Source organism: Candidatus Erwinia haradaeae, assembly GCF_900698955.1.
Taxonomy (GTDB): domain Bacteria; phylum Pseudomonadota; class Gammaproteobacteria; order Enterobacterales; family Enterobacteriaceae; genus Erwinia_E; species Erwinia_E haradaeae_G.
Genome location: NZ_LR217720.1, coordinates 942877 through 957976, shown reverse-complemented (window position 1 = coordinate 957976; position 15100 = coordinate 942877). Strand labels below are relative to the sequence as shown.

Annotated in this window: 10 protein-coding genes; 3 read left to right on the top strand and 7 right to left on the bottom strand. The window is 35.5% G+C overall.

All coding sequences use genetic code 11. The annotated features are described in order from the left end of the window. The first annotated feature begins 421 nt into the window (after positions 1 to 421). The gene (gene queD, locus ERCILAFE3058_RS03110) at positions 422 to 781 is read left to right on the top strand and encodes a 6-carboxytetrahydropterin synthase QueD (protein WP_157989975.1); all 360 of its coding nucleotides are present in this window, start codon (positions 422 to 424) and stop codon (positions 779 to 781) included. A 480-nt stretch (positions 782 to 1261) separates the two neighbouring features. Here queD and queE read toward each other — a convergent pair whose 3' ends face one another. From queE to metK, 4 genes are all read right to left on the bottom strand, one after another. Further along, positions 1262 to 1933: a 7-carboxy-7-deazaguanine synthase QueE gene (queE, locus tag ERCILAFE3058_RS03105; protein WP_157990082.1), complete on the bottom strand. Its 672-nt coding sequence runs from the start codon at positions 1931 to 1933 to the stop codon at positions 1262 to 1264. A gap of 281 nt (positions 1934 to 2214) precedes the next feature. Continuing rightward, entirely contained in the window at positions 2215 to 2721 is a 507-nt protein-coding gene (locus ERCILAFE3058_RS03100) for a DNA polymerase III subunit chi (protein ID WP_157989974.1), read from the bottom strand. 173 nt (positions 2722 to 2894) lie between these two features. Then, on the bottom strand, positions 2895 to 4427 hold the full coding sequence (gene pepA / locus ERCILAFE3058_RS03095; protein ID WP_157989973.1) for a leucyl aminopeptidase: 1533 nt from the start codon (positions 4425 to 4427) through the stop codon (positions 2895 to 2897). 308 nt (positions 4428 to 4735) lie between these two features. After that, positions 4736 to 5908: a methionine adenosyltransferase gene (gene metK, locus ERCILAFE3058_RS03090; RefSeq protein ID WP_157989972.1), complete on the bottom strand. Its 1173-nt coding sequence runs from the start codon at positions 5906 to 5908 to the stop codon at positions 4736 to 4738. 380 nt (positions 5909 to 6288) lie between these two features. Between metK and ERCILAFE3058_RS03085 the strand changes: the two genes are divergently transcribed. Next, positions 6289 to 8502: a hypothetical protein gene (locus ERCILAFE3058_RS03085; protein ID WP_157989971.1), complete on the top strand. Its 2214-nt coding sequence runs from the start codon at positions 6289 to 6291 to the stop codon at positions 8500 to 8502. A gap of 1028 nt (positions 8503 to 9530) precedes the next feature. Here the strand turns inward: ERCILAFE3058_RS03085 and ERCILAFE3058_RS03080 are convergent. Continuing rightward, a complete protein-coding gene (locus ERCILAFE3058_RS03080; RefSeq protein ID WP_157989970.1) occupies positions 9531 to 9674 on the bottom strand; it encodes a hypothetical protein in 144 nt (47 codons plus the stop codon). Positions 9675 to 10805: 1131 nt separating this feature from the next. Between ERCILAFE3058_RS03080 and bioD the strand changes: the two genes are divergently transcribed. Then, positions 10806 to 11495 carry a dethiobiotin synthase gene (bioD, locus tag ERCILAFE3058_RS03075; RefSeq protein WP_232037576.1) on the top strand — a complete coding sequence of 230 codons (690 nt, stop codon included), beginning with the start codon at positions 10806 to 10808 and terminating at the stop codon, positions 11493 to 11495. A gap of 1546 nt (positions 11496 to 13041) precedes the next feature. Here the strand turns inward: bioD and ubiB are convergent. Both ubiB and ERCILAFE3058_RS03065 read right to left on the bottom strand, forming a co-directional pair. Then, positions 13042 to 14703 (bottom strand): ubiquinone biosynthesis regulatory protein kinase UbiB, encoded by a 1662-nt coding sequence (ubiB, locus tag ERCILAFE3058_RS03070; RefSeq protein WP_157989969.1) that lies wholly within the window; start codon positions 14701 to 14703, stop codon positions 13042 to 13044. Continuing rightward, positions 14700 to 14966 carry a hypothetical protein gene (locus tag ERCILAFE3058_RS03065; protein WP_157989968.1) on the bottom strand — a complete coding sequence of 89 codons (267 nt, stop codon included), beginning with the start codon at positions 14964 to 14966 and terminating at the stop codon, positions 14700 to 14702. Before ERCILAFE3058_RS03065 ends, ubiB begins: the two co-directional genes overlap by 4 nt. Between the last annotated feature and the right edge of the window lie 134 nt (positions 14967 to 15100).

Here is a 15100-nt window from a genome sequence, read left to right as displayed (position 1 = left end):
TCATATAATTTCCGAAAGATATCAAACAGTTATCTTTTAGAATGTTTTTATATTTTCGATCTAGAATGGTGCCGAATGAGTACAAATAATAGTGTATAGATTACTGTTGCATAACATAATAGGCAGCATATATTGTGTAGTATGTAATAAGAGTTTTTATTTATATAGAAGTGTCAATGTAGTCAATGTATAAGTTTGTATTGCATGGTATACATACTAATAGAAAAATTTTATCGCTATAATATATAATATTGTATACATACAACCTCCTTTGAGCATACAAGTACTCGTAGTAGTATTTAAATAGCGAATTATATCCAATCAACTTGAGGTAGGAGTGAGCCGATAAAAATATATCAGTAGTTCTTGTGAAGGTTTACACTATTTTAGTACGATTTCAATATCACATAAGACTAGGTTTATGGCGATTACTTTATTTAAAGATTTTACATTTGAAGCTGCACATTATTTACCAAACGCACCTGAGGGCCATCAATGCGCTAACCTTCATGGGCATTCTTTTAAGGTGCGCTTAGAGGTGACTGGTGTTGTAAATCCTTATACGGGATGGGTTGTAGATTTTGCTGATATCAAGCGGGTATTTCAACCAATACATGATCAGATAGACCATTCTTGTTTAAATAAAATCGCAGGACTGGAAAATCCTACTAGCGAAGTATTAGCGGCGTGGATTTGGCAGAAAGTGAAGCCAGCACTTTCGACACTCAGTACTGTAATCGTACAAGAAACTTGCAGTTCTGGGTGTATATATCGAGCTTAAAAGCATATTTTGGTACACGGGGTGTTTTGTTCTATAATTACTTGCAGTGAGTGCGTAGGTTCAAACGAAGTATGATCGTATAGTACACATGCTCTTCGATTCTTTGAATGGTATGTGTATTTTTTACGTAGAAAATGTATGGTTATGAGCATGCCCTTTTTCTTATTCATTTCCACCAGAAGGAGGGCGTGCATTCTAATTGACTACGAAGATGAAAGAGGGTGTATTTTTTTGTTAAAAGCTTTTTGAAAGTGTATGAATGGTATTAGTTTATATACTGCTATAGATATAAGTTATAGCTATAAGTATAAGAATGGTAAGTGTGTATAAATATTAAATACATTTATACTTTCATCTATTATAAATAGTATAGTTGTATATTGTAGTAATCTTAAGAAGATTATTCTAGAGACTATTCATTCCCAGGACAAAAGAACGCATGTATTGCATTTTCATAGTTTTTGTGGTTACTTGATATTTTTAAGAAATATTTAAATATTTATGCGTCTGAATGGATAGACGCCAGTTTCGAGACAGACAGGTTTTGAGACAGAGTTGTATCGCGGAATCTATATTGTTAATAGGTTGGAGTGAAATCACGCGTTTTTTTTGATCCTTAAGTATGTTCAGACAAGCAATTAATGCATCTATGTCTCGTTGACGTGCGACCGGATGTTTAATTTCATCTGCTCTTACTAATGCCTGTTGTAAAATACTAGATTTACTGCGCATATTGATCTTGGGGGATACTGTCACCCATGTGTCTACAGTACAGAGTACAGTGTACGTACCACTAGTTTCAATCTGACATATAAATCCAGCGGATTGCAGTGCTATTGTTAGTGGTCTTAGGTCGTATAAACATGGTTCACCCCCAGTGATCACGATATGTTTAGCTGTCCAGCCTAGGCTAGCTATGGCGTTAAGTACTGCAGTGTCATCGGTCATTCCCCAATGCTCGTTTTCTTCTGTTTTTAATAGCACTTCTCTCCATGGTATCTCTAGATTGGCTATCTTCTTCCAAGTGTATTGGGTATCACACCAAGCGCAACCTATTGGGCATCCTTGCAATCGAATAAATATTGCTGGAACGCCAGTATAAAAACCCTCTCCCTGTAGGGTTTGAAAGATGGAATTAATAGGATATTGCATATGGATATCTCGATTAGTAATTTTTACAGGGGTATGATTTTCCCTAATACTGTTACGCATAGAATGTTTATATTAATCCTTGTGTATAGTACAGACAAGGGTGGTACTATTATAGTATGTAGGCATACGATATGTTTATATCATATATTATAAATAAAGATGATTTTTAGATAGACATTATGTTTCTTTGACGTAAGTAGGAGGTAGAGTGTATGCATAAACTGAAATTGAACACCAGATATGTAGTGATTCTTTGTCGTTCATTATATGTTTCTCAGAGTTTATAACAGTGAGTTGTAAGAGCGATCTCTAGTGGTATTTTTTACTGAATCGAAACATGTCTTTGGTAACTGTTTTGTATGTAATGTAAAACCGAGGTTGCGGTATGTTTTATATCGCGCGCGTGCTAATGCTTTACATGATTCTGCTAATGGTACGAAGTCTATTACTTCAGAAAAAGAGCTAGCATAATTTATACATTGCGGCAAGAGAGTAATCAATAAATCATATGAGGTATCAGGACATTGTGGGGGCCATATGAGTTCCACTGGTGCACCATGTGTGGGCCCTTGTCCTACAAGGTTGTGTGGTAAGAAGGTATGAGGTGCCCATGTCCATAGCGCTTGATCCAATTGGATGGCTTGTTGTTGATCCAGACACGCCACAAGAATGCCTTTTCTTTTCTCACGCCATTGTGCATGTACTAAATTACAGATCCATTGTGTTTGGTTATCTATCAAGTAAGATGCTGTACTAGACCATAACAGATAAAAAGTAGCTCGTTTCATAGATATTTTAGATCACATTATATTTAGTGTAATATTATATAGAGCGTTTTTTGATACGTGTGTCATGAACATTATGCAAATTGACGGGGATATGCTAGAAAGCATATCCTGTATCTAGTGGCGATTGATCATATACTAACCTTCTGTTTTTGTATCTAATGCAGCAATGTGGATCATTGAGTGGATTCTATCTGTTCATTTAAATTAGATCTATTTATTAAAAACTGAGATAGCAGAGATACTGGACGGCCGGTAGCGCCTTTATTTGTAGTGGATCTCCATGCTGTCCCAGCTATGTCTAGATGCGCCCAGTGATATCTTCGAGTGAAGCGCTCAAGGAAGCAGGCGGCAGTAATAGCTCCAGCATACTTTCCGCCAATATTTTTCATGTCAGCAATATTTGACTCTAACTGTTTTTGATAGTCCTCTGTTATTGGAAGGCGCCAGACGTAATCCCCAGACTGCTCGGCAGCTACCATTAACTCTTTTGCTAGTGGATTGTAGTTCGATAGCAAACCGCTATGATGATGTCCAAGTGCAACAACACAAGCACCGGTTAAGGTTGCTATATCAATCACTATTTCTGGTTTAAAACGTTCAACATAAGTTAAGGTATCGCAAAGTATCAATCGGCCCTCTGCGTCAGTATTTAAAATTTCTACTGTTTGACCGGACATAGTAGTAATGACATCCCCTGGGCGATAAGCATACCCTCCTGGCATATTTTCACATCCAGCCATAACACCAATGATATTGAGCGGCAAGCGCAGTTCAGCAACCACTTTCATGATACCACATACAGATGCTGCACCACACATATCATATTTCATTTCACCCATCCCTTCAGCTGGTTTGAGTGAGATTCCACCAGAGTCAAAGGTAACGCCTTTACCAATAAAAACAATAGGGCGTGCATTTTTATCTTTATGCCCGCGGTATTCAATGACTGACATTAGGGATTCATTGTGCGAAGAACGACCTACGGCAAGATAGGCATGCATCCCTAACTCTGTCATTTTTTTTTCTCCAACCGAATAAGTAGTCATAGTATTACTATATAACTCAGAAAGTTGTTGAGCTTGTAAAGAAAGATAAGTGGCATTACAAATATTTGGCGGCATGTTACTTAGATCTTTTGCTATTTTTATACCGGCCACTACAGCTAAGCTATGATGCATAGCATTAGCGCCAATTATTATTTCACGGCGCGTAGGGATGTTGAGTGTTAGTTTACGCAAAGAGAGCAGGGGTGCAACTTTCTTACTTTTGAGGTAATGAAATCTGTAAAGTGCCTCGTGAGAAACCTCGACGGTGTGGCGTACCTTCCAGTAGGTGCTGTATCCTTTAATATGAACGTTAAGATCGGTTAAAAAACATATAGCTTCTGCTATGCCTGTATCATTTAATGTACTTATAGTCTTATCAATAACTGTTTTATATTGTTTGATGTTCATGTCACTGGTTTTACCACAGCCAATGATCAAAATGCATTTAGAACGAATATTTGGTACATCATGTAATAGCAAGGTTTGACAAATTTTTCCTTGCACGGCGCCACGATGGAGTATAGAACGAATATATCCATTACTGATTGTATCCAATTGTTCAGCAGCAAGAGAAAGCCGTCGAGATTCAAATATGCCTACGACAATGCAAGTGGTGTTTTGTTTTTCTAGGTTATTGTGAAATTTTACACTAAACTTCATGTACTCTCCTAAATATTAAAAACTAAAACAAAATAAATATTAGAATAATCTTTTTAAGAATCTGAGTGAAGGGGTTTATTTTGTATAAATAATTGTAGCCATGTAAATAATAGCGTGTCCCTATATAGAATAATTTATTACAATCAGCGGTGTCTTATAAAAATATTCACTCTATTTTTTGTCATCGTGATAGAAGATAACAGCGTTCTGTGGAAGTTAATTTAAAGATCCGGTGGTATTAGTAGAGCACAGAGATGCGTGCATATAAAAATAGAGCAGGATATTATGCTGTAATCTTTCTTGATACATTAATTACATTGATCATGTGATTTTAAGCCCGCCGCTTCACGTAGCTGGAGTGCTTTATCTGTTTTTTCCCACGGAAAATTTTCACGGCCAAAGTGGCCATAAGTAGCTGTTTCACGATAAATAGGGCGAAGAAGATCTAGCATTTGGATTATACCATAGGGCCTGAGGTCGAAATACTCGCGTACAAGCTGGTGTAACCTTGTAATATCTATCGCTTCTGTTCCAAATGTTTCTATCATTATGGAGGTAGGCTCTGCTACACCGATTGCATATGAAATTTGTATTTCACATCTTTCAGCTAGTCCAGCAGCAATAATGTTTTTGGCAACATATCGTGCGGCATAAGCAGCAGATCGATCAACTTTTGAGGGGTCTTTGCCTGAAAACGCCCCACCACCATGGCGCGCCATACCTCCATAGGTATCAACTATAATTTTACGACCCGTAAGGCCACAGTCGCCCATGGGGCCACCAATAACAAAACGACCAGTTGGGTTAATGTGGTATGTAATGCCGGTATGTATCCATTCAGTGGGTAGAACTGGTTTAATAATTTCTTCGAGTACCGCTTCTTTTAGTTCTTTTTGTGATATATTCTCTGAATGTTGGGTAGATAGTACGACGGTATCAATACCGATAATCGTGTTGTTTTCGTACTGAAAAGTAATTTGACTTTTTGCATCGGGGCGTAACCATGGTAATAAACCATTTTTTCTGACTTCAGATTGTCGCTGGACTAACCGGTGTGCATAGGTTATGGGAGCTGGCATCAAAACATCAGTTTCATTTGTTGCGTATCCAAACATTAGACCTTGATCGCCAGCTCCTTGTTCTAATGGGTTTAGGCGATTTATACCCTGATTAATATCTGGTGATTGCTTACCAATAGCATTAAGTACAGCGCAGGAGTTTGCATCAAAACCCATATCAGAATGGATATAACCAATATCGCGTACACTTTGACGAGTGATTTCTTCGATGTCTACCCAGGCGCTAGTAGAAATTTCACCTCCAACCATCACCATACCTGTTTTCACATATGTTTCGCAGGCTACGTGGGCTTCGGGATCCTGCATGAGAATTGCATCTAATATTGCATCAGAAATTTGATCGGCAATTTTATCAGGATGCCCTTCCGACACAGACTCAGATGTAAAAAAATGTTTAGCCATATCTCTTTTTTTTGCCTTAATTTACGCTAAAGTATACATTGGTAGAAATATATTGTAATGTGTTTATCTTAAGATATATTTATTCACAGCAGCATCAATATATTTTATGATTTAGTGGATTATATTATAATATCATTTTGAGTATTTTGGTAATTGAGGTTGGTGAAAAATGTTGTGAGTCATCGATATGGTGATGGCTATTAAAAAATAGCTATCGAGAGAGATATTTTAATCATAAATTCATCCATGCAGTAAATTTATCTATGTGTGCAAAAATAATCCCCACAAGGGGGTCACTTAGTATGAAATTTTTTAACAGCATTATATGTATATGCATATATAACAAAAACATACAGTCTGTATGTTGGATTTTATTTCTTTTGATCAGTTCTACTAAGACAGTAGATGCCGTTGTTACAGCGTCATCTGTTTTAGATTTCGACCATTATACTGATAATAAAGCAGATAATAAAACACATATAACCACACCGATTGGCAGTTCAACAGAAACCCCTATTACTAGTCCACTAAATAGTGGTCCAATAAAAGCTAGTATATTTAATATGTCCTCTGATGGAAAGGTAGCTGGAGGGAATATATATACGGATGGTGAGTGGACGCAGGCAACAATATGGTTTGGACCAGCTTGGGATACTAAAATATTCTTACCTGTAAAAAAAGGTGGTCATGTGGGTCCCTGGTATTTTTCTACTGTGCGCAGTTTTTCTGCAGATGGGAAGATAGCAGGCGGTAATGCTCCTGTTGAGACAGATACACAGCATGCAGTGATTTGGTCTGGTGAAAATTGGCAAACGATCACAAATTTAGATGAATGGAAGCCGGATGATGTAATCGTTTCGAAAGTAAATAGTCTGTCGGCGGATGGGCGAATAGCAGGAGGCTCTTCTACTGAAAATATATACCATAAGGTTCATGGTATGATATGGTCTGGTGAAAACTGGGGGACTAAAACTGACGTAGGCCTTTTACATACTACTGTCCCTGTACATTCTGTAGTAAGTGTATTATCTGCTGATGGGAAAGTGGCAGGTGGTTATTTTAGTGCCGCCTCTGGCGAGGAGGTGCACGGCATTATTTGGTCTGGTGAAAACTGGGCGACGCAGACTCATTTAGATAACGCATCTGGCAATGGTGTTATGCCATCTGAGTCATCTGAGGTGCTTAGTCTGTCTGAGGATGGAAAGGTAGCGGGTGGATATTACGCTGGAGAAGATAAGAATCCTCATGCAACAATTTGGTATGGTGCGAAATGGGAAAATAAAGTTGATCTAGAAGCTGCCAATAGTAGCAAGTCTGGATCTTCTAAGGTCTATGCTGTGTCTAGTGATGGTAAATTAGCAGGTGGCGGTTCAGATATTATTGACAATGATTACATGCGTCGTGCAATAATTTGGTATGGTGAGAAATGGGCTCAGAAGATAGATGTAGGAACATTAAACAGTGATGTTTCTGGGAGTTCTGAAATTCTTGGGTTCTCGCGTGATGGTACACTGGCTATAGGTACATCTTCGTCAGATTCCATACACGAACACCCATTTATTGTGAGACTACCAAGGTATGTAACTCATCCAACTACTGATAAGCCTACTATGATCACAGAATCAATAACGCCTGAAAAGACTACATCGATTGTAAAGGATCCTGCTGTGATCCCACCATTCATGATCGATGTAACCAATACTCGCTCTACTCTTAATGCTACGGCAAGCGATTCTTTTTCATTAATGAAGGCACAGCAAAGTACGCTGACTCACTTACAACAAGGATGTGTTGCGAACGGTAATAATTTGTGTTGGTTAATACACGCGAATCCTACGACCGTCATTTCAAAGGATGTGCTACCTATAGTAAATGTAGGATACGGGCTTACAGAGGTATTTTCTGTTGGTGGCGTTATCACACGACCGTTATCTAGCTCTCTACCCAAAAGTCATAAAATTAATGGTAATAACGTTGGTATTGGGTTGTATGCTGATTGGCATGCTTTGCGGAGATTTGGGGAGTTCTATTTTCGCCCAGCGCTTGCATTTAGTCAGTATAAACTAGACATTCAACGTTCTATGTCTTTCAACACTGAATACGGAGAAGGTAATAGTACATTTAACGGAGTCAGCTCTTCGCTAGAATGGGGGGGTGGTCATCCTATTTTTAACAAAGATCTTGGATGTTTTTGGCACACAGGTTTGCGTTATAATAAATTATCTCGTGGGTCCTACAGGGAGGCGCGCACTATGAACCTTCCGATATCGTACAGTAAGATTAATTATAGCACTATTATAGGTGATATAGGAGCTGATATACGAGTTTCGATATTAAAGCCAATTATATTGGTATCTGGTATTAAGGTAGAGCATATTTTAAAGGAGAATTCATTGATTTCTGATGCAGATATAAGCGGTCTATCTATCAATAGAAGCTCTAGCCACGCACCACAAATTGGTCGCACACTAAAGAGTGGTATTATATATGTCTTTAATCAAAATCTTTCATTGTCTGTCTTGGAGTCGCTCACTAAAACTAATGCTGGTCATCAAACTTGGAGGTTGGCATTAAGATTAGCAGGAACATTTTAATCACTTTTTATAGAGCAGGGCCTCAATGGAAAAGTGGCGCAAGATGGGTATTGTAAAGTCATATATAGTCAAATGACTACTTAACTTATCTCTGTTTTGTATGCGTGTAATGGATCTGTTTATTACTAAGTAATGATTTTTGGATCAGATGATAATGAATTATAAGGTATGATGTGATTGGTTGCGCAATAAAAATTTCAGATTATATATTACAAATACCATGCAAAAATGTGCACCAAAGGGCAATTGATTATAATTATATATGAATATATATTAGTCTTTTCACACGATATGGTATAAAAATATCTTTTATTTTTAATAAAATCTGGAAAATATACTTATAGTTAATGGAATGCATTATTTAAAATTTAACGTGGGGCGATGAAAAGAGAACAGGAGCCTATTTCTATATCTAGAACACTGTGATTACTAATAAATTAAGTTACTTATAAGTAATTATCTTATTAGCTCTAAGTGTGCTTTATCAGTGTTATTTATTTTATGGCAACGAATGTAGGAGTGTAAGAAAAGGTACCTGGATTTATGTTATTGATTATTATGTGCTTTCACAATAAAGCTCATTGTCAGTATTAAGAGATATGATATATAAAAAGGACTGCCACAAATCTATCACAGTAGTGGATATGTATATCATGATGTATGTATCAGGATAAATATTGCATATTTTTAATATTCTGCGACTTTTAAATATTTAACATCGTCGAAATAATATATGATGATATCATGCAGAATATCTCTATCGTGCATGATACTGAATGATGTACATATGATACTGGTGTGTAATTGATCTTGACTTCTGTCGCATATCCTCATGTGATACAGCATCAGATGATCAGGCTTTTACTACCATTTTGCTGAATGTAATGAGATTATATTACCGTTTTGTTTTATCAGTGTTTTATGATGATACACGCTGTAGCTAGTATCGTGTGACTATCTTTCACAGTACATTTCTTAATTATAGTGGATAACAACGAGCGCGGTTATCTTTTGATATGTTATATGAGTTAAGATATTAAGATATCGCGAGTCAATCGTTCTGCGTTGCTCCAGGTTAGGTTGTTTATTTTTGGTTTGTGATTCTGTAGGCTATATTTAGAACTGAATTCTTGTGTGCATGGATCAATTTTGGTGTGCGTATGATGATTCATGATGTAAAATAGTCATATGTTATGTATTCCCTTGAAGTCGCGATATGCTAGAAAGGAAATTTTTATACTTGATAGTCATTGACGATACCAGCTTTTTCTCTCCACCAGATTTGTATTATACCCTGCCTCTTTCTTTCATTAAGGTTAAATTATATATAGTAGTTAGTCTATTTATCATCTGTAATCGGTGCTAGATAGAGGGGCTGCAAGAGCATATAAAGATAGAGGTTGATGAGAAGAGAATAGTGGAAAAGTACTTTATACAATGAGGTTTGACTGAAATAACTGTCTTAAACATATATAGACCATGAATTATAATTTCAATAAAAAATAATGTCTTTCTATAATAGCGCATTATGTACATACAATATTTTTACAGTGATTATAATGCTGCGTCTACATCAGTATTACTATTATCGTATGATGTGTATCAAGGTATAAAGAAGTTGATAGGATGGTATCTTTCATACAAGTTGTGAGATGTGTTTTAAATCTTATTGTTTTCTTTTAAAAAATAGCGTCATGATTTCACATGTCTGTGTCCATTTGGATAAGATTTATGAAATATTAAGGTCCGAAGTGTATAGTTATTGTGATGCCTATCTTTGATACTCTCTCCATAGAGACATAGATATCAATGTAATTGTATATATAGTGATATGCATTAATGCATAGTACATGTTTTATGGTATTTTAGAATTAATGTTATGATTATTTGTAGAATGACCGTGATCAATCATAACTCTATAGTTATGAGTATAATGTTTATTATCTTCCGTTACGATTATCAGATGTGCTTAAGTAATGAGAATATTTATCACAAATTATTAGAAATAGTAGTCTGAATTTATAATGACATATATTAACTAAAGTTTCCATCATATGCAGAAAGATAGAACAAAGTTTTCTTATATTTTATACCATTCAGTATATGAGCAACAAGATGATTATTCCATTGTTCTATTTTATTAGACATAGTATAAGTGTTCAGAGATATGAATAATCTTTTCTGAGAGTATTAAAGAAAGGTAATAATTTAATTAACCATTAGAGATCTAAAGACATGTAGTATCATTAAATATGTGTTTTACGTATGAGTAAAAGCAGTGATCAGATCAAGGATATGTATCTATGGATTCTATGAGAGAGACTAAATGTTTTTTTATTACTGGAACCGATACTAATATTGGCAAAACTCTAGCTGCTTGTTCGTTACTGCAGGCAGCTATACGTATTGGTTATCGTGCTGTAGGATATAAACCTGTTGCTTCAGGATCTAAGGTGACCGACAAAGGAATACGTAATGCTGATGCGTTAGCTTTAATGGCTAATAGTAATGTAGAGCTAGAGTATCACCAGGTTAATCCATTTGCATTTATTGAGCCAACGGCACCACATATAGCTAGTAATGACCAAAGCAATTTAATTGATCTTGAGGTGTTATCTGCAGGGCTACGATCTTTAGGTGTTTGTGCGAACTGGATTGTAGTGGAGGGCGCAGGTGGTTGGTTTACCCCTTTGGGTAATAATGTTTTATACTCTGATTGGGTTATTTCTGAGGGATTATCAGTTATTTTAGTGGTGGGAATCAAGCTTGGTTGTATTAATCACGCATTACTTACAGAAGCAGTGATACGTCAATCTGGATTATTTTTAGCTGGATGGATCGCCAGTCATCCTGAAAAGTCTAATAATCGCTCTCAGGATTATATAAAAGCAATAGCATCGAGATTAGATAGCCCATTACTAGGAGTTCTTCCTTGGATTAACGAAGTCAAGCAGGCACCATTAGCCAGTTATATTAACTTATCTCTTTTGTAATTATTAAGAGAGTATTTGTTATCAGAAGTTTGGTGCATAAAACCTTGTAAATAAAATTATAGATAAATAGAATAAAATAGGGCAGCGGATGCAACAGATATTACCATTAATCAATACGTTTTGCTTATGATATGATATTGTATACAAGCAATAAAATGTTTTTAGGATGCTGTAGCATAGGCATATAGATTTTTTGATCTAGTATATTCAATATGCAGGATATTATCCGTTGTGCTATGGTAGAGTTTATGGATAATATTATCTAAAATAATCTATTTAGTATAGCACTATCATCGTGTATTTAAAATCTGATCAATATCTTAATATATTGCTTTTACTTTTTATAGCATTGGATAATATACATGCATCTTATAACCTTTTATCTGTGATTTTAGCAGATGAAAATGACCGATACCTGTGTAGTAGAGGCAACATTATACAATAACTTACTGTATATATAGTATCAGCAGAACAGGGTGTGAATCGGTGATCAGAGGTATGTGGATCGTCGTAATTGGTACAGGCTGATATAATCTAATAGCGATACTTCAGATTTAAGAAAAAAGTAAGATTACTTAGCATGTGCATTTACACCATAAATCAGTTACATATTTGTCATATATGTTTTTATATGCACACTCTATGCACTGTATATTATCTAACTTTCTAGATGACTGTAGTGGTAAGATTTTTCTAGATGTGTTTATCCGATTATTGTGTGCTGTATATTATTGCAATACCATTGCAGAGCTTACGAATTATCATCTACGATATGCTTATCTTTATATTTTCGATGTTTGGATATATGCCAATAATAAACAGTGTAAATGAAGTTGCGATCTATTTTCTTTGTTATACAATACTATTGATGAGTCATATTCTTTATAGATGACTCTATCTCATAGAAAACTTAGTGTAGTCGTGCCATGAAATAGATAACCTATGAACTTAGGAACAGATGTTTCGGCTGAAATTTGTTAGAAACAAATATACAGTAAATCTGTATAATAGCTAAGAGTGTTTTCCTAAGAGTATTCTTGAGTGGTGTGTGCAGTCGATCTTTGGAATATATTTACAGTTATGCATAAGATTAATGATGTTTTTATGAAGTTAACAATATATTATATTCTCAATATGTTCTTTTCTATAAAGAAATTATTAAGACTGCTCTTCTTTAATTGAAACGTGAGTATTGTCTGACTTACAATTCATCAGCGATAAAAGCAGCATCTTGTTTTATGTTATTAACATATCAAAAAGTTGAGATGTTATGGTGATATTGAGATAAAATATCATGCGATGATAACTATATGCGGCTAGTATATTAGAGTATAGATCATACTCGTATATATTGGCACTACTCAGAAAGGGATGGATGTCAAGAGTTTGTGATGGCGAGAATTAGTAGCCATAGCTTTATGATATAGCATGATGATATAGCACATGCTATAATTTTTAGAATCGTGATTCTTTTTTCTAGTATCATCGGATAGGTATAGATAAATTGTGTAATATAGCCAGAAAGTGGCTAGTGATCTTGTCATCGTTAATGGTGATGAGATGTTGGTGTATTATTACGACATTTAGTTAACCATACGCGAATACTAAAAGTAATTAGTCCCAGCGCAAGAATGTCCCATCCGGGTCTCCATATAAAAATCATTGTTCCACTTAAGAGAAGTAGCTGATCAAAACTAAACAAATAATATGACGAATATTTCTGAGGATATTTAATTTTCATATTTCCAGTAAGGAGCTGCACATTATCTTGTAGTGGTACATGGTGGTTTTTCTTGAGATTTTCATAAATGAAGTCAGGTAGTTCAGATAGTCTGTCAATCCAGAGCGGTACTGTATACTTTAATGTATTTAACAGAGTGGCTATACTAGCTTGATCTTTTATCCAGTCTTCTAGAAAAGGTTTAGCTGTTTTCCATAAATCTAGATGTGGGTCAATTTTACGACCTATGCCTTCAACATACAGTAATGTTTTCTGTAATAGTACTAACTGTGGCTGCACCTCCATATGAAAACAACGTGCTGTATTAAATAAGTTAATTAGTAAATTACCAAAGGAAATCTCTACTAAAGGTTTTTTAAAAATAGGTTCACAGACACAACGAATAGCAAATTCAAAATCTACTATATTAGTATCACTTGGTACCCATCCTGAATTTATATGGAGTTCTGCAACTTTTCGGTAATCACGATTAAAGAAAGCAACAAAATTTTCTGCTAGATATTGTTTATCTTTTTTGCTTAAAGTACTGACGATACCATAGTCAACTCCAATGTATTGTGGATCTTGTGGGCGTTGGTAACTAACAAAAATATTCCCGGGATGCATATCGGCATGAAAGAAGCTATCGCGAAAAACTTGCGTAAAAAATATTTGTACACCGCGCTCAGCTAAAAGAGACATATTTATACCATATTGTTCTAATACTTTAATATTAGAGATTGGAATACCATAAATACGTTCCATTACTAAGACATTTTCACTACAATAACCCGAGTAGATTTCTGGTACATATAAAATTTTGCTTTTTTCAAAATTACGACGTATCTGAACAGCATTGGCAGCTTCATGTAATAGATTTAGTTCGTTCATGAGGGTGTATTCATAGTACGAAACGACCTCTTGAGGACGTAAGCGTCGCGCATGAGGGATAAAACGTGGTATCCAGAAAGCTAGTCTATAAAGTAATTTTATATCTGCTTTGATTACTGATATGATGTCAGGACGGATCACTTTAATAATCACTTCACGCCCATTTTCTTTTAATATGGCAGTATGAACTTGAGCAATTGATGCGGTGGCTAACGGAATGATATTAAAATTATCAAATTGTTCTTGAATGACTATTTTGCATGAGCGCTCAATTAATTCGATTGCTTTTTTTCCATCAAATGGAGTCACATGACTCTGCAGAAGTTCTAATTGTTCTGTAATTTGAATTGGAAATATATCACCACGGGTAGATATGAGTTGACCAAATTTAATCCATACTGGCCCCAAGTGTTCTAATGCCAAACGTAAACGTATACCAATAGATTCATTAATATGTTTTTTAGGAACCCAAAAAAAACACCTACGAACGATTTTTAACAAGCGAGATACACCTCTATGAGGTAGTAGCTCATCCAAGTTATACCCAAGAATCACAATGAGAATACGATAGAGACGAGACAGGTCACTACAAGTCATAGTTTCTCCAAATTTTGAATACGGTTCTCCATTACATTTAATGCATGCATGAGCGTATCTATCTCTCTTGTAAACCATATGAACTCCACGGAGCCTAGCATTAAGTTCCACTCTTCAGTTAAAGCATAAGATAGATATTTTTTGTTATGTTGTACACTACGATGTATAAGAGTCCAATGATAGTGAATACACTGCTCTATGCTTTGAGCGGCAACATCTCTTATCCAAATAGAAATCCATTGTTCAATATTTAATTTTGTCATATCTAATACAGTTAAGAATTGATATATAATCTGCAGATTACCATCTACTTGCAGAGCCTGATTATGTGTTATTTGTTTAGTTTGTAATGATTATTTAGTTTTAGCAGTGCGGTGACATTAGTGGTCACCATGCA

Coding starts and splice junctions, on each gene's coding strand:
- ERCILAFE3058_RS03100 (WP_157989974.1), bottom strand. CDS start 2,721: ATGAAACGAGCTACTTTTTATCTGTTATGGTCTAGTACAGCATCTTAC.
- metK (WP_157989972.1), bottom strand. CDS start 5,908: ATGGCTAAACATTTTTTTACATCTGAGTCTGTGTCGGAAGGGCATCCT.
- pepA (WP_157989973.1), bottom strand. CDS start 4,427: ATGAAGTTTAGTGTAAAATTTCACAATAACCTAGAAAAACAAAACACC.
- queD (WP_157989975.1), top strand. CDS start 422: ATGGCGATTACTTTATTTAAAGATTTTACATTTGAAGCTGCACATTAT.
- queE (WP_157990082.1), bottom strand. CDS start 1,933: ATGCAATATCCTATTAATTCCATCTTTCAAACCCTACAGGGAGAGGGT.
- ERCILAFE3058_RS03065 (WP_157989968.1), bottom strand. CDS start 14,966: ATGACAAAATTAAATATTGAACAATGGATTTCTATTTGGATAAGAGAT.
- ubiB (WP_157989969.1), bottom strand. CDS start 14,703: ATGACTTGTAGTGACCTGTCTCGTCTCTATCGTATTCTCATTGTGATT.
- ERCILAFE3058_RS03080 (WP_157989970.1), bottom strand. CDS start 9,674: ATGAATCATCATACGCACACCAAAATTGATCCATGCACACAAGAATTC.
- bioD (WP_232037576.1), top strand. CDS start 10,806: ATGGATTCTATGAGAGAGACTAAATGTTTTTTTATTACTGGAACCGAT.